The following is a 20,369-nucleotide window of genomic DNA, read 5'->3' on the forward strand; positions in this document are numbered from 1 at the left end:
TACGCAGGAAGCTGATGGGTTTCGCTGCGCTCTACCCATCTACGCACTTGCATTATCCCCGCGTCATGCCCGGGCTACCGTTGCGATGGGGATGCTGCACAATTCGATGCTGCCGCGCGGTCATGGCGGTGCACAAGCGCGCATCGCCGCGCGGTGAACGTTTTGATAGTTCCGCGCGACCAACACCAAATCCCTCAATTGGTGTGTGGTCCCGATGTCATACTTTCCCTCTCGCATGCTCGCTGTTGCCGCCACGATCACAGTTGTGCTGTGTGGAACATTGCTGCCGGCATCGGCCGAGATGAGCGCCAAATGTCGTCCGCCGATCAATGAGCGCATGATCGCGGGATGCACGGAGATCATCGATGACGCCGCGACGGCGCCTGCGGAGCGCGCGGAAGCCATGAGCTATCGCGGGGCCGCGCAGATGTCTCGCGGCAATCTGGAGCGTGCGCTGGCCGATTTCTCGGCTTTCATCGCGATGAGCCCGGACAGCGCACACGGCTATTACCTGCGTGCGACGGCCCATGAAAAGCAGGACAATCACGAACTCGCTCTCGCCGATTACGACAAGTCCATCGCGCTCAATCCGAACTATCCGTTTGCCTATGCGGCACGCGGTGCCATCTATGCTGCCAAGGGTGATTTCGATCGCGCACTGAAAAACCACGACGAGGCGATCCGGCTGAAGCCGGAACTGGCTGCGCTTTATAACAACCGTGGTCTGGTGCGCCGGAACAGCGGGGATATGAAGGGCGCGATCGCCGATTTTTCCACGGCTATCCGCCTCGATCCGAAAAATACACTGGCGCTTGGGTTTCGCGGCAATGCCTATCTGTCGCGCAACGATTCCGGCCATGCGCTCGCCGATTTCGAAGCCGCGCTGCGCCTGTCAACAACCAATCAGGACATGGCCTATTACGGCCGTGCCGAGATCAAGCTGGAGCGCGGCGACAACGACGGCGCGATCGCCGACTATAGCAAGGCGCTCGAATTCGCTCCCGATATGGTCGATGCCTATATCAACCGCGGCGTTGCGTTTGTCCGCAAGGGAGATTACGCCGCCTCTATCCCGAACTATGACGCTGCGCTGAAGCTGACGCCGAATGATCCCGCCATTCGCAACCGACGCTCGCACGCGTATTTCATTACCGGTCACTTCGCCGAAGCAGCAGAGGATTTCGGCGATGTCGTGGAGAAGAGCCCGGAATATGGTCTCGCCAAGCTACTGCGCTATATCGCGCGGGCGCGCAGCGGCGACTACGACTTGGGCGAGTTGAAGCGCAATACCGAGACGCTTGACCGCACGGGCTGGCCGTGGCCGATGGTGGCGGTCTATCTCGGCCAGATGACGCGTGACGAGATGCTCGCCAAAATGAAGAACATGCGGCTCGAGGACGACTTCGGCCCTTGCGGCGTGTCGTTCTATCTCGGCCAGTATCTGATGGTGAAGCGCAAGCCGCAGGAGGCGTTGCCCTATCTGAAACAGGCAGCCGAGGTGTGCCGGGGCGATGGCGAATTCGAGCGCGACGCTGCGCGTAACGAGCTCAAGCGCCAGCAGGCGTCGAACTGAAACAAAAAGGGGCAGCGCCAGCGCTGCCCCTTGAGCTCGTCATGCGAGCGCGCTCAGACCTCGTGTTTGTCCGATGCGAAGATCGCGATGAGCGTGATCACTGCGGCGGCGAGCACGTAATAGCCGATATAAGCGAGACCGTAATTCGCCTGCAGCCAGGTGGCGATATAGGGCGCCAGCGAGGCACCGAAGATGCTTGCCAGGTTGAACGTCATCGACGAGCCGGTATAGCGCACGGTGGTCGGGAACGGTGCGGCGAGTGCGGCGCCGATCAGGCCGTAATTGATGCCGAAGATCGCCAGACCGATCAGCGCGAAGGCATAGATGCCCGCGACGCCGCCTGACAGCAGCGGCGCCAGGAAGAACGAGAACACGATCACCATCAGGCAATTGGCGATCAGGAGCGTGCGGCGACCGATCTTGTCGGCGAGCAGGCCGGCCAGGATGTTGGTGGTGCCGAAGGCGACGGCACCGGCGATCTGCACCTTGAGCGCATCGAGCAACGACATCTTCGCCACGCCGACATTGTAGGACAGCAGATAGGCCGTGCAGACATAGAAGAACACGAAGGTCATCAGACCGACCAACGTACCGAGCAGGAGACTGCGCTTGTGCTTGCGCAGCAGCTCCATGGCGGGCACGGCCACGCGCTCGGCCTTCTCGATTGCCTTCTGGAATTCAGGCGTCTCGGTGATGGAGAGGCGGACCCACAAGCCGATGGCGATCAGCACGATGGAGGCGAGGAACGGCACGCGCCATGCCCAGCTCAGGAAGGATTCCGGCGAGACGACATGCAGCAGGATCCAGAACGTGCCGGACGAGAGCAACAGCCCGAGCGGTGCGCCGAGCTGCGGGAACATGGCGTACCAGTTGCGCTTGCCTTCCGGTGCGTTCTCGGTGGCGAGCAGCACCGCGCCGCCCCATTCACCGCCGAGACCGAAGCCCTGGCCGAAACGGCACAGCACCAGCAGCAGCGGCGCGGCGAGGCCGATCTGCGCATGGGTCGGCAGCAGGCCGATCACGACGGTGGAGATGCCCATGGTGAGCAGTGCCGCGACCAGCGTGGTCTTGCGGCCGACGCGATCGCCGAAATGGCCGAACACGACGGCGCCGAACGGACGCGCAAAGAACGCGATCGAGAACACCGCGAAAGACGCGAGCAGCGCCGCCGTGTCATTGCCGGCGGGGAAGAACAATTTGGGAAACACCAGCACTGCGGCGGTGGCATAGACGTAGAAGTCGAAGAATTCGATGGTGGTGCCGATCAGGCTCGCCAGCAGCACGCGGGCAGGGGAGTTCAGCGGCTTGGTCAGTGGCGGCGTGGCAGCGGAGGGCAAGGCGCCCGCGTGATCTGTCATGATGTATGTCCAGCAAATGCGGTTTCGTCCGCAAATGCGCGACGTCAAACCCGTTGATTGCTGGTGACATAGCCGGTCTTGGCCGGTGTTTGAATTCTTTATGACGAAATTGGCGCGATATAGGGTCAGATAAGACCGATATGCATAGCTATTTGAGTAATATTGTTTCGCTTTAAATGTCTGGTTGTAGAAATGCGGCTCGCGGGAAGGAATCCCGCGAGCCGCATTTGGATGTTTAGACCGGATCCCAGCTGAAAATATCAGCCGAGCGGTCGAGCTTGTAGAATGACGGCTTCAGCGCCGGCATGCCGTGTTCGGCGAGGGTCTGCGGGGTCCAGCCTTCGTCGCGATGGACCGAGCGCAGCGGGCGCGACTGGCCCATCAGGAAGATCTCGTTCATGCGTGCGGCGAAGATCTGCCCGCTGACGTCCTTGCCGGCGTCCGAGAGCAGATAGGCGACGAGCGGTGCGATCTTTTCCGGGCCCATGCGCTGGATCCGTTCGACGCGGGCCTTCTCGGCTTCGGTCTCGGTCGGGATGCTGCCGATCATGCGGCTCCAGGCGAAGGGCGAGACGCAGTTCGAATTGACGCCGAAGCGGCCCATGTCGAGCGCGATCGACTTCGACAGGCCGACGATGCCGAGCTTGGCAGCAGCGTAATTGGCCTGGCCGAAGTTGCCAATGAGGCCAGAGGTCGAGGTGAAGTGCACGAACGAGCCGGAATTCTGCTCGCGGAAGTAACGCGCGGCGGCATGCGAGGTGTAGAACGAGCCCATCAGATGGACCTTGATCACCATCTCGAAGGCGTCGATGGACATCTTGTGGAAGATCGCATCGCGCAGAATGCCGGCATTGTTCACCACGCCGTCGATCTTGCCGTAGGTGTCCACGGCCTGCTTGATGATCTTGCTGGCCGGGATGGCTTCCGCAACGGATTCGAAGTTGGCAACGGCGGTGCCGCCGGCCTTCTTGATTTCCTCGACGACTTCCTCCGCCGGAGCGGCACCATCGCCGCCCGATCCGTCGGTGGCGACGCCGGGATCGTTGACGACGACCTTGGCGCCTTCAGCGGCGCAGAGCAGCGCAATGCCACGGCCGATGCCGCGCCCCGCGCCGGTGACGACGATGACCTTGCCGTCGAGTGATTTGGTTTGTGCCATGTGGTGTTCCTTCTTGGTTGGATTTCAATGTTGCGGACTAACCTCTCCCCGCCTGCGGGAAAGAGGTCGCCGCGTCTTCGCGGCGGGTGAGGGGGCTCTCCACAAACTCCGAGCCTGCGGAGGCTCCCCCTCATCCGTCCCGGCTTCGCTGCGCTATGCCGGCCACCTTCGCCCCGCAAGCGGGGCGAAGGCACTAAGCTTCATTCGTGAAAATCACTGTGCCCGACGCGGCGAACATGCCGCCGACGCCGTGGCACACTGATATCTTCGCGCCCTCGACCTGCGCCGGCGCGATGCCGCGCATCTGGCGCACGCTCTCCTGCAGCGCATACATGCCGTACATGCCGGAATGCATATAGCTGAGGCCGCCGCCATTGGTGTTCATCGGCAGCTTGCCGCCGGGGCGGGTATTGCCGTCGGCGATGAACTTGCCGGTCTCCTCATGCGGCATGAAGCCGAGATCGCCCAGACCATAGAGCGGCAGATGCGCGAAGGCATCGTAGATCATCAGGTGATCGACGTCCTTGTGGGTGATCCCTGCCTCGCGGAACGCGGTGGGGCCGGCCACGGTGAAGGCGCGCGAGGAATCGAACGTCTTCATCTGGCTGACCATCGGCGTTTCCACGCTCTCGCCGGTGCCCAGAATATAGACCGGCTTGTTCGGGAAATCCTTGGCGCGATCCGCCGAGGTCAGGATCAGCGCGCCGCCGCCGTCGGTGACGAGGCAGCATTGCAGGATGCGGAACGGATAGGCGATCATCTTCGAGTTCAGCACGTCCTCGACGGTGATCGGCGCCTTCATCATCGCACGCGGATTCTTCGCGGCCCATTCGCGCTGGAACACGGCCACTGAAGCGATCTGCTCGTGGGTGATGCCGTGGGTCTTCATGTAGCGCAGCACCGGGATCGGGAACATGCTGGGCGGACCGTAGACGCCATAGGGCGCCTCGAACTGGCCTTGCAACGAATCCGCCGGAATCGAGCGCGGCAATTTGCCGATCATCGACTTGCCGGATTCGGCATGGGTGATCAGCACGGTCTTGCAGAGACCGGCCTCGATCGCCGCGGCCGCGTGGCGAACATGCAGCATGAAGGAGCAACCGCCCACCGATGTACCGTCGACCCAGGTCGGCGTGATGCCGAGATAATGCGCGATCTGCTGCGGTGTCTCCACGGCGGTGGCGATGCCGTCTATGTCGGACAGCTTCAGCCCGGCATCCTTGATGGCATTGAGCGCCGCATCCGCGTGAAGCTGGAGCTGCGACATGTTGGGAATGACGCCGAGTTCGGTGGTCTCGGCTGCGCCGACGACGGCAACTGCGTTTCTGCGCATGATCTCAGCCCTTCGCCGGACGGAATACGGGGAGGGTGATGGTGTCGTCCAGCTTCTCGAAGGCGACCTCCAGCTTCATGTCGAGCACGAGCGCTTCCGGTGTCTGCGGACAATCGATGATGTTGCTCATCAGCCGCGGACCTTCCTCAAGCTCGACCACGGCAATCGCATAAGGCGGCGTGAAGCCCGGCGCGGCAGGCCGGTGATTGATGACGTAGCTGTAGAGGAAACCCTTGCCCGAGGCCTTGAACACCGAGACCTTGCGCGAGGCGCAGCCGGGGCAGAACGGCCGCGGCGGAAAATACACATTGCTGCAATCGTCGCAGCGCTGCAGGCGCAATTCGCCGGCTTGGGCACCATCCCAATAATGCCGGGTTTCAGGTGTCGGTTTCGGGCGCGCGCGGGCTGGTTCAGCCATGTGTCGTGTTCTCTCCCTTGGACGGGGATCTGGCCCCGTTCGTTGTGCTCGGATGGACATTCCACATTCCACCGGGGGCGGTCCAGCGCGCGTGCTGCATGGCCGTATCTGCCCACTGCGGGGCGGCACGGAATTCGAATTGGCATTCAGGTTGAAATACGTGCGAGGCTTGTCCCGCTGCAACCGGGCAGGGTAGGTTGGTACGGATGGTTCAGGGAGCATGACGTGAAGCTGCGCGAGATCGCCCATTCCCGCACAGGTGACAAAGGCAACATTTCCAACATTTCGGTAATTGCCTTTGACGCAAAGCTATATCCGTTGATAGTATCGCAGGTGACCGCCGCGCGCGTGAAGGCCCTGTTTGCGGGCATCGTTGCGGGCGAGGTGGTCCGCTATGAACTGCCCAATCTGGCGGCCTTGAATTTCGTCATGGATCAGGCGCTCGGCGGCGGGGTGACGCGATCGCTGGCGCTCGATGCGCATGGCAAATCGCTCAGCTCCGCGCTGCTCGATCTGGAAATTGAGGATACTTTCGGCGATACCGACCGGGCGCCGTGACCACTTGCGGGTCCGGCAAGACACACAGGATGCCGCGACCATGACCAACGACTTCCATCAGATCGCACCGACCCTCGCCAGCCTGGCCGCTGATCTCGCCGCGGGCCGCACCACCTCCCGCAAACTGGTCGAAGCCTGTCTGGCCAAGATCGCCGATCCGAAGGGGGAGGGCGAGCGCACCTTCATTCATGTCGACAAGGATGCGGCGCTGGCTGCCGCCGATGCCATGGATAGCTTACGCAAGGCCAATGCCGCGCCGTCGCGCTTCGCCGGCATTCCGGTCTCCATCAAGGACCTGTTCGACATCAAGGGCCAGGTCACCCGCGCCGGTTCGCGCGCGCTGGACGATTCCGCGCCGGCCGATGCCGACGCTCCGACGGTCGCGCGTCTGCGCCGCGCCGGCTTCGTGGTGATCGGCCGCACCAACATGGTCGAATTCGCCTATTCGGGCATCGGCACCAATCCGCATTACGGCACCCCCAAAGGCGCGTGGAAGCGCGAGGTCGGCCATGTGCCCGGCGGCTCGTCATCGGGCGCCGCGGTTTCCGTGCTCGACGGCATGGCCCATGCGGCGCTGGGCACCGACACCGGCGGTTCCTGCCGCATTCCGGCGGCCTTCAACGGCATCGTCGGCTACAAGCCGACGCAGCGCCGCGTGCCGCTCGATGGCGCGGTGCCGCTGTCCTTCACGCTGGACAGCATCGGTCCTCTGGCGCGCTCGGTTGCCTGCTGCGCGGCGATGGATGCGGTGCTGGCCGGTGAGCCCGAATTTGAGCTCACGCCGCGCCCGATCAAGGGCATGCGTCTTGCGGTGCCGATGACACTGGCAATGGACGATCTCGACCCCGTCGTCGCAACCGCTTTCGAGCGCGCGCTGAAGAAGCTCGCCGAGAACGGCGCGATCATCGAGCGCATCGAAGTGCCTGAATTCAACGACATCGCGCCGATGAGCACCAAAGGCGGCTTCACGGCTGCGGAAAGCTATGCCTGGCATCGCTATCTGCTCGCCAGCAAGGGCGACGTCTACGATCCCAGAGTCGCGCTGCGCATCCAGCGCGGCGAGACCCAGAATGCCGCCGACTATCTCGATCTCCTGCCGATGCGCCGTTCGCTGATCGCGCGCACCGAAAAGCGCATCGCGCCTTACGATGCGCTGGTGCTGCCGACCTGCGCGATCACGCCGCCATCGATCGCCGACATGGCCGATGACAAGGTGTTCTCGAAGCAGAACCTGATGGCGCTGCGCAACTGCACGCTGATCAACATGATCGACGGCTGCGCCATCTCGCTGCCGATCCACGCCAAGGATGAAGCCCCGGTCGGTCTGATGCTGGCCGCCGCCGGCGGCTCCGACCGCCGCATCTTCGAACTCGCCGCGGGCATTGAAGCCACCGTTCGCGGTTAATCTCTAAAACCTGAGGATACACGCATGACCACCGAGATCGCGTTCACGCTGGACGCAAAAGGCAGCAGGACGCCGCTGACGCTCAAGATCACCCAGGGCGTCATCGCCGGCTGGACCGGCCGCGATCCCGTCGCGCGCGATCATCACATCAAGGAACTCGAAGCGCTCGGCATCGCGCCGCCGGCCTCGACGCCGATCTACTACCGCTGCTCGGCGCGCCGCTTCACCACCGACGGCATGATCGAATGCACCGACGAGAATTCGTCGGGTGAGGTCGAGTTCTGCCTGATCGCCTCTGGCGGCAAGACCTATGTCGGCGTCGGCTCCGACCACACCGACCGCAAGGTCGAGACCTACAACATCACCGTGTCGAAGCAGATGTGCGACAAGCCGATCGCGCCGGTGCTGTGGGAGCTGTCCGAAGTGCTTCCGCATTGGGACCAGATCATTCTGCGTTCCTGGGCCACCATCAAGGGCGAGAAGGTGCTCTATCAGGAGGGCCTGCTGAGCGGCATGCTGCCGGTCGCCGAACTCATCAAGAAGGGCTTTGACGCGGACAAGCTGCCCGACGGCACCGCCATGTTCGGCGGCACCTTCGCCGCCAAGGGCGGCATCCGCCCGGCCGAGCGTTTCGACTACGAGATCGAGGACCCCGTGCTGAAGCGCAAGATCAGCCATGGGTATGATGTGAAGACATTGCCGGTGGTTGGCTGAGGCGCTGCTTCTTAACCTCTCCCCGCATTGCGGGGAGAGGTCGATCCGGCGCAGCGCAGCGCAGCCGGAGCGGGTGAGGGGCGGTCACCGCTGCAGCATCGGTCGCTCGCTCTCGGGTCTCTCATTCTTCGATCCGATGGTTCGGAATTTTCCTCATCTCTCTTGCCTCGCCCCTCACCCGCCGCGAAGATGCGGCGACCTCTCCCCGCAAAAGCGGGGAGAGGTTAGGGGCCGGAAATCGGGTGGCTCCATTGCCACCATCCTCCACAATGCAGCCTCAACTGTTGCCGATGATCGGCACGCGTAACGGAGCGGCTGTATCATGCCATCTGCAACTCTCGCCAAACGCCACACGCCATCAAGCGATTCGCGCGTGGACGCGATCGACTGGCAGCGCATCGCCGCGGAACTCGACGCCCAGGGCTGCGCCGTCTTCGACAAACTGCTCACATCAGACGAATGTCGTCACCTGGCATCGCTCTATCCCGACGACGCCCGCTTCCGCAGTCGCATCGTCATGGGCCGCCACGGCTTTGGCCGCGGCGAATACAAATATTTCAATTACCCGCTGCCAGATCCGATCGCCGGCCTGCGCCCCGCGCTCTACGGACCATTGAGCGCGATTGCCAATCGCTGGAACGAGACGATGGGGATCGACGTCCGCTTCCCCTCCGATCACGCCGCCTTCCTCAAGCGTTGTCATGAGGCCGGCCAGACCCGGCCGACGCCGCTGCTGCTGCAATACGAGGCCGGCGACTATAACTGCCTGCATCAGGACCTCTATGGCGAGCATGTGTTTCCGCTGCAGGTCGCGATCCTGCTGTCGGAACCCGGTGAGGATTTCACCGGCGGAGAATTCGTGTTGACGGAGCAGAGGCCGCGGATGCAGTCGCGCGCCGAAGTGGTAGGCTTGCGGCAGGGCGATGCGGTGGTGTTCGCCGTGCATCACCGGCCGGTTGCCGGCACGCGCGGCAGCTATCGCGTCAATCTGCGCCACGGCGTGAGCCGCGTGAAATCGGGCCGGCGCCATACGCTCGGCGTGATCTTTCACGATGCGAAGTGACGGGACGACTGACGCACTGAAATGACCGACCTGTTCGCGGACATCACCGACGCCCAGCCTGCGCGCGAAGAGCTCGCCGAGGGGGCTGTGCTGCTGCGCAATTTCTTCGTTGCAGAACAGCCGGAGGTGATCGCGGCCCTGCGCATCATCGTGAAAGCGGCGCCGTTCCGCCATCTGATCACGCCCGGCGGCCATACCATGTCAGTCGCCATGACCAATTGCGGCCGGGCCGGCTGGGTCTCGGACCCATCAGGCTATCGCTATGACCCCATCGATCCCGACAGCGGCAAGCCATGGCCGGACATGCCGGCGTCGTTTCGGGACCTCGCGGCGCGCGCCGCTGCGCAAGGTGGCTTCGATGCTTTCACGCCCGACGCCTGCCTGATCAATCGCTACAAGCCCGACGCCAAACTCTCGCTGCATCAGGACAAGGACGAGCTGGATCTGCGCGCGCCCATCGTCTCTGTCTCGCTCGGCCTGCCGGCAACTTTCCTGTTCGGCGGGCTGTCGCGCAGCGATCCCGTGAAGCGTCACCGCCTGACCCACGGCGATGTCGTGGTGTGGGGCGGCCCGGCGCGGCTCGCCTATCACGGCGTTGCGCCGCTCCCCGACGGCGAACATCCTGTCATGGGCGGCCAGCGCATCAATCTCACTTTCCGCAAGACGAGATAAGAACTCGTCATTCGCCGCCACTCCAATTGGAGTGGCTGAGGGGCGCGGGAGGCGTGAGCCGGACGCTAACCAGGAATGACGGCGTTAGAGCGCACGATTTAATTGCGCGATTAAAAACTGCTGGCCAAGGCATTCGGCCGCCATTACGATTTCCTCAATAAAAACCAGAACGAGGAAACGACAATGACCCGAATGGGCATATTGGCTGCCATTGCTGTTGCGTGCCTGAACGGTTCGGCGCTTGCCGAACCCATCACCAAGCCTCTCAGCATCGCCGTGCTGAACGACAAGAGTTCGGTGTTTTCCGATGCCGGCGGCACCGGCAGCGTGGTCGCGGCGCAGCTCGCGATCGACGATGTGGGCGGCAAGGTACGCGGCCAGCCGGTGAAGCTGCTCGGCCCCGATCATCAGAACAAGACCGATATCGGTGTGTCGCTGGCGCGCGATCTCTACGATCAGCAGGGCGTCGATGCGATCTTCGACATCGGCAATTCCGCGATCTCGCTGGCGGTGCAGAACATGGCACGCGAGCGCGGCAAGGTGTTGGTGCATGTCGGCTCCGCCACCGCCGACGTCTTCGGCAAGCAATGCGCGCCGACCGCCGCGATGTGGCTGTACGACACCTATTCGCTGGCGCAGGGCATCGCCAAGGCCGTCGTCAAGCAGGGCGGCGACACCTGGTATTTCATCACGGCGGATTATGCGTTCGGCATCGCCATGCAGGCGGAGGTCTCGAAAGTGGTGGAAGCTGCCGGCGGCAAGGTCCTCGGCGCGGTGAAACATCCGGTCGGCACGATGGATTTCTCGTCCTTCCTGCTGCAGGCGCAATCCTCCGGCGCCAAGGTGATCGCGCTGGCCAATGCGTCCGGCGACACCGTCACCAATATCAAGCAGGCGCGCGAATTCCAGATCGGCGAGGGCAAGCAGAAGCTCGCCGTGCTGATCTTCTATCTTACCTCGGTGAAGGCGCTCGGCTCGGAAGCCACGCAGGGCGTGCAGTATCTCGAGGGCTATTACTGGGACAATGATGATGCCAGCCGCGCCTTCGGCAAACGCTTCATGGCCAAGCATGGCAAGATGCCGACCCATGCGCAGGCCGGCGTCTACAGCGCCGTGAAGCATTATCTGCGCGCCGCCGAAGCCGCCAACAACAACGATGGCCTCACCGTGATGCGTCAGATGAAGGCGATGCCGGTGGACGATTTCTTCGCGCCCGGCGCCCGCCTGCGCGAGGACGGCCGGTTGATGAACGACATGCTGCTGGCCGAAGTGAAGAAGCCGTCGGAGGTCAAAGGCGAGTGGGACCTGCTCACCATCAAGGGCAAGGTGAAGGCCGAAGACATCATGCGCCCGATTTCGGAGGGCGGCTGCACGATGCTGGATCCGCCGGTGAAGCAGTAAAGCGCAACAGTCGTCATTCCGGGGCGGCGCTCACCTCTCCTCGCATTTGCGGGGAGAGGTTAAGCCGGCTTCTTCGGATGAATGAACGCCCACGGACTGACTTCGGAATCCCTGACCACGTCGATGGCGATCAGATACGGCCCGCCGTCCGCCAGCGCCTTTTCCAGCGCCGGCTTGAATTCCGCCGGTGACGTGACCCTGACAGCACCGACGCCGAAGGATTCCGCGAGCTTGACGAAATCCGGATTGACCAGATCGGCCGCGACCACGCGGCCGTCGAACACCTGCAACTGGTCGCGGCGGACATTGCCATAGGCATTGTTGTTGAACACCAGCGTCACCACGCCGATCCTGAACTGCACGGCCGTCGCCAGTTCCTGCACCGCGAACATGAAGCCGCCATCGCCGGTGATCGCGACTACCGGCCGGTCCGGATGCGCGACCTTGGCGCCGAGCGCTGTCGGGAAGCCCGAGCCGAGCGTGCCCTGATAGCCCGAGGTGATGAAGGTGCGCGGCTCATAGACCGGAAAGCCGAACCATGAGGTGAATCCGACCTGCGACAGCTCGTCGGTGACGATGGCGTTGTCCGGCAGCACGGCGCGCAACACGTCGAGATAGGCCATCTGCGGCTGGATCGCCTGGATGTCCTTCTGCGCTTTCGCCGAGGCGGCGCGGATCGTCTCGCGGCGGCCTGATGTCTTCGTGTATCCGACCTTGCTGACTTCAGCGATCAGCGCGCGTGTGCCGGCCTGCGCGTCGGCGACGACAGGCGCATCGACGGTCAACCGCCGCATCTCGACGGGATCGATATCGATACGGACGGACTTCAACCCTTCCGGACGGAACGGCCAGCGGAACGTGGTCGGCAATTCCATGCGCGAGCCGATGCCGATCATGAGATCGGTCTGCGGCCACAGATTATAGGCGGCGGCCATGGTGAGGCCGAGCTCATGCGCATTGCTGACGATGCCGCGGCCGGAGCGGAATGCGACAACGGGCGCGTCGATCATTTCCGCGAGTTCGAGGATGGCGTCGCCCGCCTCCATCGCGCCGGCGCCAACGAAAATCATCGGTGCCTTCGCGGCCTTGATCAGCGCAGCTGCGGCCTTGATGCGCTCAGGATCGGGCGAGGGCGCGGCGAATGGTTCAAGCGTCGTCGCTGCGGCGGTTTCCGCGCGCTGCGTGAAGACGTCCCACGGCATTTCCAGCGCAACAGGGCCGCGGCGGCCGGACATCATCTCCTGAAATCCGCGCGCCACTTTGGTCGGCGCATCCGAAGGATAGTCGATGCGCTCGGCCCATTTGACGAAACTGCGGAGGGTCGCGAGCTGGTCGGGCATCTCATGCAGATGGCCGCGGCCCTTGCCAAGGTAGTCGCTCGGCACCTGCCCGGTGAGGCACATCACCGGCTCGTTGCAGCCAAAGGCAGTCAGCATCGCCGCGCTGGCATTGAGAATGCCCGGGCCGGGCACCACGCTGAACACGCCGGGTTTGCCCGAGGCGCGGGCATAGCCGAACGCCATATAGCCGCAGGCCTGTTCGTGGCGCGCGCCGATGACATTGAGCTTCGCCTGGTGAAAGGCGTCGAACAGGCCATAGACCTGCGCGCCGGGCAGGCCGAAGATGGTGTCGACGCCATGCGCCTTGAGCCCGCTGACGATGGCTTCGCCACCGGTGAGAACAGTCATGCGTATTCCAATCCGTTAGTGTTCGTCGACGACGCCATTGCGCAGCGTGCCGATGCCGTCCGCCTTGATCTCGATCACATCGCCGGGCACGAGATAGCGCGGCGGATCGAAGCGCGCACCGGCGCCGGTCGGCGTGCCGGTGACGATCACGTCTCCGGGCACGAGAGTCGTGAAAGTCGAGATATAGCTCAGGAGATAGCGGAAGCCGAACATCAGCCGCGAGGTGCGATCGTCCTGCCGCAGCTCGCCATTCACATGCGTGGTGAGGCGGATGTCGGCGATCTGGCTCTCATCGGTATAGGGCACGATCCACGGCCCGAGACTGCCGGTGGAATCGAAATTCTTGCCCTGCGTGACATTGAACTTGGCATGCCGCACCCAGTCGCGGATGGTGCCTTCGTTACAGAGCGTCAGCGCGGCGATGTGGTCCAGCGCATCGCCCTCGGCGATGTGGCGTCCGGCCTTGCCGATGACGAGCACGACTTCGCCTTCGTAGTCGAGCTGCCTCGATACACGCGGCCGCACCAGCGGCGTCTCATGTCCGACGAAGGAGCGCGGCGTGCGCATGAACATCGAGGGATATTTCGGCGCGTCCTGTCCGTCCTTGTATTCGGCATTGCGGTCCGGATAGTTGACGCCGATGCAGATGATCTTTTCCGGGGCGGGGATCGGCGGCTGCCAGGTGATGGCGTCCAGTGCGAAATCCGCAGGCTGGTTGGCCGCGGCATCGGCGAGCCGATGCAAGGCGCCATGGGCGATGGCCTCGCGCAGCGTCGGATAATCCCCGCCGTAGCGCGCGGACAGATCAACGATCCCGTCGTCGGTGACGGCGCCGTATTTCAGCGAGCCGTTGACGGTGAAAGTGGCGAGGCGGGAATGGGTCATCGCGCGTGTTCCTCACACTCTGTTGTCATCTCAATCCGCAATCGTCACATCCGCCACAAACGCAGGTTCACGCACGGCCTGCCCCTTGAATGGCGAACCCTGTTCGAACCACGAGCGCGGCGCCGGCGCGCCCCACAGGGTCTGGCGGCGCGGGTCCTTCAGCGACCAGCGCAGCGGTTCGTGATCGGTGTCCATGGTCTGATAGTCCGACGTGTAGAGTTCGAGGCGATGGCCATCGGGGTCACGCACATAGAGAAAGAACGCGTTGGAGATGCCGTGGCGGCCGGGGCCGCGCTCCAGGTTCTTCAGATAGCCCGATGATGCCATCACGTCACAGAGATGCAGGATGTTCATCGCGGTGGGCACCCAATAGGCGAAGTGGTGCAGTCGCGGTCCCCTTCCATTGGTGATGGCGAAGTCGTGGACATTGCCCTTGCGATGCATCCAGGCGGCGGCGATGCGGCCGTTATCGCCGTCTTCCTCGCCATATTCGGTGAGACGGAAGCCGAGCCGCGCGTAGAAGTCGACGGTGTCCTGCACTTCGGCGGCGAAGACGTTGAAATGATCGAGCCGCTGCGGATGGCAGCCCTTGTAGAGATCGAATCTCCGCAGCAGGTGCGGGCGCTTCTCCATGGTTGCATAGAGTTCGATCTGGAAGCCGAACGGATCGGCGACATGCATGGTGCGGCCCTGAAACGGACGCTCGACGAAGGAATAGGTGAGGCCGTTGGCGGCGAACCAGGCGGCGGCCTTGTCGAGATCGTTCTCGCTGGCGACGCGGAAGCCGAGCCGGTGGCAGGCGGCGGTCTGCGCCTTGCGCAGCACCAGCGAGTGATGCTGGTGTTCTTCCACGGCGCGCAGATAGACGGTCTCGCTGTCGGCATCCTCGACATGCAGGCCGACCGCGTTCTCATAGAAGGCGCGGCTGGCCTTGAGATCGGTGACATCCAGCACGACGTGGCTGGAGCGCAGGATGTTGAAGGGCGGATCGAATATGTGGGTCGGCACGGGCATGGGAGGGGTCCTGAGCGTTTCCTGAATTTCTTGTTCGCAACTCACTTGTCATTCCGGCATGCCTGCAGGTCAGCGAAGCTGGCCGTAAGGCAGACCCGGAATCTCGATGTGTTCATCACCTCTGAATAGCGGGCGTTTCAGAGGTGATGAACATTCGGAGGTTCCGGGCTCGCGCCCGCCTTGCGGCGTTCGAGACGCCGGAACGACGAGTTAAATTCCAAGTCTTAAATTCCAAGTCTCTGAATCTTGTGCGTCCCCTTCGCCAGCGAGACGTGTTTGGTTTCCATATAGAAGTCGAACGAATAGTCGCCGCCGTCACGGCCGATGCCGGAGGCTTTCATGCCGCCGAACGGTGTGGGCAGATGGCGGACATTCTCCGAATTGAGCCAGATCATGCCGGCCTCCAGCGCGTCGGCGACGCGCAGCGCGCGGCCGGTATCCGCGGTCCAGACATAGCCGGTGAGGCCGTATTGCACGTCATTGGCGATGGCGATGGCATCCGCCTCGTCCCTGAACGGGATCACCGTGAGGAACGGGCCGAACACTTCCTCCTGCGCCACGCGCATGCCGGGCTTTGCATCGATCACCAAAGTCGGCTGCACGTAATGTCCACCGCCGGGGCCGTCATGCGGTTTGCCGCCGACGGCGATGGTGGCGCCGTCCTGCCGGGCGATGTCGAAATAGCTGCAGACTTTTGCGTGGTGCCGCTGATGGATCAGCGGGCCGACCTCGGTTACGGGATCGAGCGGATGCCCGACCTTCAGCGCACGCACGCGGGCCGTGAGCCTCTCGATGAACTTGTCGGCGATGTTTGCCTGCACCAGCAACCGGCTCGAGGAGGTACAGCGCTCGCCATTCAGCGAGTAGATCATGAACACCACGGCATCGAGCGCGCGGTCGAGATCCGCATCGTCGAACACGATCACGGGGTTTTTGCCGCCGAGTTCGAAATGTACGCGCTTCAGGGTCGGCGCGCCCTGCGCCATGATCGCGGAGCCGGTGGCGCTCTCGCCGACGAAGGCGATGGCCTTGATGGCGGGATGTTCGGTCAGCGCCTTGCCGGATTCCTCGCCGAAGCCATGCACGGTGTTGAGCACGCCGTCGGGAAGCCCGGCCTGTTTCGCGAGCTTTGCGAGGAGATCCGCGGTGATCGGCGACCATTCGGCCGGCTTGTGCACCACCGTGCAGCCGGCAGCCAGCGCCGGTGCGATCTTCCAGGTGGACAGCATGAACGGCGTGTTCCACGGCGTGATGACGCCGACCGGGCCGATCGGCACGCGGGTCGAGACATTCCAGTGCTCATCCGCCGGCATGTTCAGGCCGTCGCGGGCCTCCAGGCATCTGTCGGCATAGAAGCGGAAATTCTCCGCGCCGCGGATCGCGGCCTTGGCCATGAAGCGATGCGCCTGGCCGGTGTCGATACATTCCAGCACGGCGATGTCGTCGGCATTGTCCTCGATGGCGTCCGCCACCCGGTGCAGCAGCTTCTTGCGCGCGGTCGGCGCCATGTCGCGCCAGTCCCTGAAGGCGCGCTGGGCGGCCTTGGCGGCACTGTCGATATCCACTGCTGTGCCGCGTGCGACTTGTGCCAATACGCTGCCATCGATCGGCGACGTCGTCTCGAACACCTCACCCGACGATGACGGCACGATCCGGCCATCGATGATATTGCCGATGCCGTCGGCCCTGAGTGTCTTCAGCAGCGGCGCGGCGCGCTCCTGATTGGCAGCGAAGACGGCGGCGGGATCGGCAGGGGACTTAGCCATTGTTGGCCTCGGCTTTCAGCAAGTCGTGAATGGTATTGCGTTTCCAGCTCGTCGCGCTGTCATTGATCTGCATGTCGAAGGACAGCGCAAATCGGCCGCCGGCGAAAACATTGTCGAGATGGTGCGAGACGGTCTGGAAAATCTGTTCGCCGGCCTGCTGTCGGGCCTCGAGGGTGCGGCCTTCGCCGATCCGCAGCAGGATATCGAGAAAGCTGAGTCCGGCGCGGCCGTCGGCAATGGCATAGTGCTCGCAGCGGATCGCGCGCACGCGGATGCCGCCGAGCGGGAAGATGCCGGTCTGCACGGCGGCGTTGCGCACCACCTCGCACAGCGCGCTGATATCCACGACGCCGTCGAGATTGGCCGAATATTCGATGGTGAAATGCGGCATGTGATGTCCCGTAGGTTGCGGATCAGGCGAAATAACAGCTCACGGTGCCCCACGGGCCATAGTCCGCCTGGATCGTGTCACCTTTGCGGGTCTCGATGGGGCGAATGAACGATCCGGCAAGCACCACCTGGCCGGGCTCCAGCGCCAGTCCATGCGGCGCGATCTTGTTGGCCAGCCAGGCGACGCTGGTGGCGGGATGGTTCAGGACGCCGGCGGCCAAACCCGTCTCCTCGAGCTGGCCGTTGCGATGGCACATGGCGCCGACCCAGCGCAGGTCGGTCTCCAGCGGACGCATCGGGCGGCCGCCGAGCACGATCCCGGCATTGGCCGCATTGTCGGCAATGGTGTCGAAAATCTTTCGGGTGGCTTTGGTCGCCGCATCCACGCGTTCGACACGGGTATCGAGAATCTCCAGCGCGGGTACCACGAAGTCGGTGGCGTTGAGCACGTCGAACATCGTGCAGTCCGGTCCGGCCAGTCGCGTCTTCATCACGAAAGCCAGTTCGGCCTCGACGCGGGTGGCGATGAAGCGTTCGGTGGGGACGAGGCCGCCATCGGCGAAGAACATGTCGTCGAGCAGCACACCGGAATCCGGCTCATTGATATTCAGGGCGCTCTGCATCGCCTTGGAGGTGAGGCCGATCTTGTGGCCGCGCACGATACGGCCTTCACCGACCTTGATCTCGATCCAGGCCTTCTGGATCGCATAGGAATCGTCGATGGTGATATCAGGATGATCCAGCGACAGTTGACGGATCTGCGTCCGTGTCTTCTCGGCGTGGTGCAGGCGCTGGGCCGCGCCGGAAATCTCTGAAGAGGTCAGTGCCATCGCGTTGTCATCCCGCGCAGAAAAGCTGCGCGAAAAACCGATTAACATGTTAAGTGATTGCGATCAAACCCTGGACGCGACAATTCGATTGTGCGCTGCACACGGCGGTGCGCCAGAATCATCTATAGAGGCGATCATGACGACAGCATCGAAGACACGGATCGCCGCCAGGGCTGCTGAAAAAAAGGCCGCCGCGAAAATCCCCATGCGCGACTTCTCGCAATCCTTGCCGATGTCGCTGCTGCGAACACGGGAATCGGTGATGCGACATTTCCGCCCATCGCTGCGGGCGCATGATCTCACCGAACAGCAATGGCGCATCCTGCGCGCGCTCGCGGCGTCGGGCGAGATCGAGGTCACGGAACTCGCGCGCGTCGCCTTCCTGCTCGGGCCGAGCCTGTCGCGCATCCTGCGCGATCTCGAAGGGCGCAAGCTGATCGAGCGGCGCTTGCTGAAGGCCGATTTGCGCCGCAGCATCGTTTCGATCACGTCAAAGGGACTGAAATTGATCGAGGCTGTCGCGCCAACATCGGAGGCGATCTATGCCGAGATGACGAAGCGCTTCGGCGCGCGGAGACTGTCGGACCTGCAGACCCTGTTACACGAGCTTGAGACGTGCCTGCTCGCCATGCCGGCGGCGCACGACGCCGATGACGACGATGCAGGTGAATAATTGATCTGCATATTTTTGCGGCAAAACCCTCTCCCGGCCTCCGATCGTTAATTCGTCGTACGAATTTCGCTGGGCTGTAGACAGGAGAAGAATTTTTCGCTCAACTCCCGCCATCAAAAGAAGGCTGGCGCTCAAGTCCGGCCTCTTAGGGAGAGAACGATGACGCTCACGAGACGTGGATTCACGGCTGGTATCGCTGCCGGCCTTGCAGCCCCCTACATCATTGGCAGCGCGCGCGCCCAAGGCGCTGGAGGCGGCGGAACGATCAAGATCGGCATGTGCGCGCCGATTACGGGGCCGGCCGCGGAAGCGGGCAAATATGCGACCGGCGGCGCCAAGCTCGCAGTCGAAGCCATCAACAAGGCGGGCGGCATCCTCGGCAAACAGATCGAACTGATCATCGAGGACGACCAGACCACCAATCCCGGCATCGTGCTGGCCTTTTCCAAGCTTGCTGCGAATCCCGACATCGTGGGCTTCCTCGGCTCGATCCGCTCGACTCAGGTCCATGCGATGGCGCCGGACGTCATGAAGCTCGGCAAGCCGGTGATGTTCGGCGGCACCGATCCGAACCTCACCAAGCTCGGCAATCCCTGGCTGTTCCGTTTCCGTCCGAATGACAGCTATTCCGGCCGCGTCATCGCCGAATATGGCGTCAAGAATCTCGGCAAGAAGAAGTGGGCCGTGCTGCACTCGACCGACGCCTTTGGCACGGCGGGCGGCAAGGCATTGACCGAAGCGCTGGGGCCGCTGGGTGCCACCGTCGCGCTCGATCAGGGCTATGCCAATCAGAGCCAGGATTTCACGCCTGTCGTTCTGGCGATCAAGCAGTCCGGCGCCGATATTCTCGGCTCCTATTTCACCTTCGAGAACGATCTCGGCATTTTTGCCCGTCAGCTCCGCCAGCTCGGCGTCAACATTCCGTGGGTCGGCTCGCCCTCGATCGTCAACGTCACCGCATTGAAGCTCGCCGGCCCCGCGCTCTACGGCACCTATGGCGTCGCCGATTACGCGGAAGATTCCTCCGAGGCGTCGAAGGCCTTCGGCAAGGCTTACCGCGATGCCTACAAGGTCGCGCCGGATAACCAGAGCTCGTGGCCGTATGATGCCATCAACGTGCTGACAACGGCGATCAAGAATGCCGGCTCGACCGATCCGCAGAAGATCCGCGAGGCCATCGTCGCCATCAAGAAATATCCGGGCGCCGAAGGCGAATATAATTTCGACAAGAACGGCGATGGTCTGCACGGCTACAACATCGTGAAGAACGAGAAGGGCAACATCGTCTTCGACAAGCACATCGAATTCGACAACTAGCCAGGCACTGTCGTTCCGGGGCGCGTGCGCATCAGCGCATGCGAACCCGCCTCACAATGTCATTCCGGGGCACGCGCACCGCGCGTGAACCCGGAATCCCGAAGTGTTCAGCGCCTGTCTCCGCTCATCACTCCGGGATTCCGGGTCAGCGC

19 protein-coding genes are annotated in these 20,369 nt (G+C 63.1%); 9 read left to right on the plus strand and 10 right to left on the minus strand.

Annotated features, from left to right (window positions below; all coding sequences use genetic code 11):
* The first annotated feature begins 214 nt into the window (after positions 1–214).
* On the plus strand, positions 215–1,573 hold the full coding sequence (locus ACEK02_RS17470) for a tetratricopeptide repeat protein (protein ID WP_371422846.1): 1,359 nt from the start codon (positions 215–217) through the stop codon (positions 1,571–1,573).
* A gap of 53 nt (positions 1,574–1,626) precedes the next feature.
* Here ACEK02_RS17470 and ACEK02_RS17475 read toward each other — a convergent pair whose 3' ends face one another.
* The 4 genes from ACEK02_RS17475 to ACEK02_RS17490 form a co-directional block, all read right to left on the minus strand.
* Positions 1,627–2,931: an MFS transporter gene (locus tag ACEK02_RS17475; protein ID WP_371422847.1), complete on the minus strand. Its 1,305-nt coding sequence runs from the start codon at positions 2,929–2,931 to the stop codon at positions 1,627–1,629.
* Positions 2,932–3,166: 235 nt separating this feature from the next.
* Positions 3,167–4,090, minus strand: coding sequence for an SDR family NAD(P)-dependent oxidoreductase (locus tag ACEK02_RS17480; RefSeq protein WP_371422848.1), 924 nt, complete (start codon positions 4,088–4,090; stop codon positions 3,167–3,169).
* A gap of 193 nt (positions 4,091–4,283) precedes the next feature.
* A complete protein-coding gene (locus ACEK02_RS17485) occupies positions 4,284–5,423 on the minus strand; it encodes a thiolase (protein ID WP_371422849.1) in 1,140 nt (379 codons plus the stop codon).
* Between the two features lie 4 nt (positions 5,424–5,427).
* A complete protein-coding gene (locus tag ACEK02_RS17490; protein ID WP_371422850.1) occupies positions 5,428–5,841 on the minus strand; it encodes a Zn-ribbon domain-containing OB-fold protein in 414 nt (137 codons plus the stop codon).
* Between the two features lie 225 nt (positions 5,842–6,066).
* On the opposite strand from ACEK02_RS17490, the gene ACEK02_RS17495 reads away from it, so the two are divergent.
* From ACEK02_RS17495 to ACEK02_RS17520, 6 genes are all read left to right on the plus strand, one after another.
* Positions 6,067–6,399 carry a hypothetical protein gene (locus ACEK02_RS17495; protein ID WP_068735784.1) on the plus strand — a complete coding sequence of 111 codons (333 nt, stop codon included), beginning with the start codon at positions 6,067–6,069 and terminating at the stop codon, positions 6,397–6,399.
* A gap of 40 nt (positions 6,400–6,439) precedes the next feature.
* Positions 6,440–7,804, plus strand: a complete 1,365-nt coding sequence (locus tag ACEK02_RS17500; RefSeq protein ID WP_371422851.1) for an amidase — start codon at positions 6,440–6,442, stop codon at positions 7,802–7,804.
* A gap of 24 nt (positions 7,805–7,828) precedes the next feature.
* On the plus strand, positions 7,829–8,518 hold the full coding sequence (locus ACEK02_RS17505; RefSeq protein ID WP_371422852.1) for a DUF2848 domain-containing protein: 690 nt from the start codon (positions 7,829–7,831) through the stop codon (positions 8,516–8,518).
* 322 nt (positions 8,519–8,840) lie between these two features.
* Complete coding sequence (locus ACEK02_RS17510; RefSeq protein WP_371422853.1) at positions 8,841–9,581, plus strand: 2OG-Fe(II) oxygenase; 741 nt, start codon at positions 8,841–8,843, stop codon at positions 9,579–9,581.
* A 21-nt stretch (positions 9,582–9,602) separates the two neighbouring features.
* Positions 9,603–10,253 carry a DNA oxidative demethylase AlkB gene (gene alkB / locus ACEK02_RS17515; RefSeq protein WP_371422854.1) on the plus strand — a complete coding sequence of 217 codons (651 nt, stop codon included), beginning with the start codon at positions 9,603–9,605 and terminating at the stop codon, positions 10,251–10,253.
* 183 nt (positions 10,254–10,436) lie between these two features.
* On the plus strand, positions 10,437–11,654 hold the full coding sequence (locus tag ACEK02_RS17520; RefSeq protein ID WP_371422855.1) for an ABC transporter substrate-binding protein: 1,218 nt from the start codon (positions 10,437–10,439) through the stop codon (positions 11,652–11,654).
* Between the two features lie 59 nt (positions 11,655–11,713).
* On the opposite strand, the gene ACEK02_RS17525 is transcribed toward ACEK02_RS17520, so the two are convergent.
* From ACEK02_RS17525 to hpaH, 6 genes are all read right to left on the minus strand, one after another.
* Positions 11,714–13,342 carry a thiamine pyrophosphate-dependent enzyme gene (locus ACEK02_RS17525; RefSeq protein ID WP_371422856.1) on the minus strand — a complete coding sequence of 543 codons (1,629 nt, stop codon included), beginning with the start codon at positions 13,340–13,342 and terminating at the stop codon, positions 11,714–11,716.
* Positions 13,343–13,357: 15 nt separating this feature from the next.
* Positions 13,358–14,227 carry a fumarylacetoacetate hydrolase family protein gene (locus tag ACEK02_RS17530; protein ID WP_371422857.1) on the minus strand — a complete coding sequence of 290 codons (870 nt, stop codon included), beginning with the start codon at positions 14,225–14,227 and terminating at the stop codon, positions 13,358–13,360.
* A gap of 30 nt (positions 14,228–14,257) precedes the next feature.
* Positions 14,258–15,241 carry a 3,4-dihydroxyphenylacetate 2,3-dioxygenase gene (gene hpaD / locus ACEK02_RS17535; RefSeq protein ID WP_371422858.1) on the minus strand — a complete coding sequence of 328 codons (984 nt, stop codon included), beginning with the start codon at positions 15,239–15,241 and terminating at the stop codon, positions 14,258–14,260.
* A gap of 224 nt (positions 15,242–15,465) precedes the next feature.
* The gene (gene hpaE, locus ACEK02_RS17540; RefSeq protein ID WP_371422859.1) at positions 15,466–17,007 is read right to left on the minus strand and encodes a 5-carboxymethyl-2-hydroxymuconate semialdehyde dehydrogenase; all 1,542 of its coding nucleotides are present in this window, start codon (positions 17,005–17,007) and stop codon (positions 15,466–15,468) included.
* Positions 17,000–17,398, minus strand: coding sequence for a 5-carboxymethyl-2-hydroxymuconate Delta-isomerase (locus ACEK02_RS17545; protein ID WP_371422860.1), 399 nt, complete (start codon positions 17,396–17,398; stop codon positions 17,000–17,002). The genes hpaE and ACEK02_RS17545 overlap by 8 nt, the downstream gene beginning before the upstream one ends.
* 22 nt (positions 17,399–17,420) lie before the next feature.
* Positions 17,421–18,227, minus strand: coding sequence for a 2-oxo-hept-4-ene-1,7-dioate hydratase (gene hpaH / locus ACEK02_RS17550; RefSeq protein ID WP_371422861.1), 807 nt, complete (start codon positions 18,225–18,227; stop codon positions 17,421–17,423).
* A 205-nt stretch (positions 18,228–18,432) separates the two neighbouring features.
* Between hpaH and hpaR the strand changes: the two genes are divergently transcribed.
* Positions 18,433–18,900 (plus strand): homoprotocatechuate degradation operon regulator HpaR, encoded by a 468-nt coding sequence (hpaR, locus tag ACEK02_RS17555; RefSeq protein WP_371422876.1) that lies wholly within the window; start codon positions 18,433–18,435, stop codon positions 18,898–18,900.
* A gap of 159 nt (positions 18,901–19,059) precedes the next feature.
* Positions 19,060–20,217: an ABC transporter substrate-binding protein gene (locus tag ACEK02_RS17560; RefSeq protein ID WP_371422862.1), complete on the plus strand. Its 1,158-nt coding sequence runs from the start codon at positions 19,060–19,062 to the stop codon at positions 20,215–20,217.
* Positions 20,218–20,369: the final 152 nt, after the last annotated feature.

The sequence above is a fragment of the Tardiphaga sp. genome (assembly GCF_041424195.1).
Classification (GTDB): domain Bacteria; phylum Pseudomonadota; class Alphaproteobacteria; order Rhizobiales; family Xanthobacteraceae; genus Tardiphaga.

Coding starts and splice junctions, on each gene's coding strand:
- ACEK02_RS17530 (WP_371422857.1), bottom strand. CDS start 14,227: ATGACCCATTCCCGCCTCGCCACTTTCACCGTCAACGGCTCGCTGAAA.
- ACEK02_RS17545 (WP_371422860.1), bottom strand. CDS start 17,398: ATGCCGCATTTCACCATCGAATATTCGGCCAATCTCGACGGCGTCGTG.
- hpaR (WP_371422876.1), top strand. CDS start 18,433: ATGCGCGACTTCTCGCAATCCTTGCCGATGTCGCTGCTGCGAACACGG.
- ACEK02_RS17500 (WP_371422851.1), top strand. CDS start 6,440: ATGACCAACGACTTCCATCAGATCGCACCGACCCTCGCCAGCCTGGCC.
- ACEK02_RS17475 (WP_371422847.1), bottom strand. CDS start 2,931: ATGACAGATCACGCGGGCGCCTTGCCCTCCGCTGCCACGCCGCCACTG.
- hpaH (WP_371422861.1), bottom strand. CDS start 18,227: ATGGCACTGACCTCTTCAGAGATTTCCGGCGCGGCCCAGCGCCTGCAC.
- hpaE (WP_371422859.1), bottom strand. CDS start 17,007: ATGGCTAAGTCCCCTGCCGATCCCGCCGCCGTCTTCGCTGCCAATCAG.
- ACEK02_RS17480 (WP_371422848.1), bottom strand. CDS start 4,090: ATGGCACAAACCAAATCACTCGACGGCAAGGTCATCGTCGTCACCGGC.
- ACEK02_RS17485 (WP_371422849.1), bottom strand. CDS start 5,423: ATGCGCAGAAACGCAGTTGCCGTCGTCGGCGCAGCCGAGACCACCGAA.
- ACEK02_RS17470 (WP_371422846.1), top strand. CDS start 215: ATGTCATACTTTCCCTCTCGCATGCTCGCTGTTGCCGCCACGATCACA.
- ACEK02_RS17505 (WP_371422852.1), top strand. CDS start 7,829: ATGACCACCGAGATCGCGTTCACGCTGGACGCAAAAGGCAGCAGGACG.
- ACEK02_RS17525 (WP_371422856.1), bottom strand. CDS start 13,342: ATGACTGTTCTCACCGGTGGCGAAGCCATCGTCAGCGGGCTCAAGGCG.
- alkB (WP_371422854.1), top strand. CDS start 9,603: ATGACCGACCTGTTCGCGGACATCACCGACGCCCAGCCTGCGCGCGAA.
- ACEK02_RS17510 (WP_371422853.1), top strand. CDS start 8,841: ATGCCATCTGCAACTCTCGCCAAACGCCACACGCCATCAAGCGATTCG.
- ACEK02_RS17520 (WP_371422855.1), top strand. CDS start 10,437: ATGACCCGAATGGGCATATTGGCTGCCATTGCTGTTGCGTGCCTGAAC.
- ACEK02_RS17490 (WP_371422850.1), bottom strand. CDS start 5,841: ATGGCTGAACCAGCCCGCGCGCGCCCGAAACCGACACCTGAAACCCGG.
- ACEK02_RS17560 (WP_371422862.1), top strand. CDS start 19,060: ATGACGCTCACGAGACGTGGATTCACGGCTGGTATCGCTGCCGGCCTT.
- hpaD (WP_371422858.1), bottom strand. CDS start 15,241: ATGCCCGTGCCGACCCACATATTCGATCCGCCCTTCAACATCCTGCGC.